1 protein-coding gene is annotated in these 450 nt (G+C 59.8%); it reads right to left on the minus strand.

Going from position 1 to position 450, the window contains the following annotated elements; translation table 11 throughout:
• Positions 1–3: 3 nt before the first annotated feature.
• Positions 4–450 (minus strand): uridine monophosphate kinase (locus tag KHA85_RS20230; RefSeq protein WP_213186672.1); only part of this gene is annotated, 447 nt, incomplete at its 5' end.

Here is a 450-nt window from a genome sequence, read left to right on the forward strand (position 1 = left end):
GCCTTATTTGCTGATCAGCGTACCTTCGTTCTCACCCATCACCACGCGGCGCAGCGCGCCAGGCTTGTTCATGTTGAACACGCGGATCGGCAGACCGTGATCGCGGGCCAGCGTAAACGCAGCCAGATCCATCACTTTCAGCTCGCGCTCCAGCACGTCCTGATAGGTTAATTGTTCATACAGCGTCGCATCCGGGTTTTTCACCGGATCGGCGGAGTATACGCCATCCACTTTGGTGGCTTTCAGCACCACGTCCGCTTCGATCTCGATGCCGCGCAGGCAAGCGGCGGAATCGGTGGTGAAGAACGGGTTACCGGTACCGGCGGAGAAGATCACCACGCGGTTGTTGCGCAGCAGGCTGATCGCCTCTGCCCAGCTGTAATTGTCACACACGCCGTTCAGCGGGATCGCCGACATCAGGCGGGCGTTCACATAGGCACGGTGCAGTGC

Source organism: Dietzia massiliensis, from assembly GCF_018390595.1.
Taxonomy (GTDB): Bacteria; Actinomycetota; Actinomycetes; order Mycobacteriales; family Mycobacteriaceae; genus Dietzia; species Dietzia massiliensis.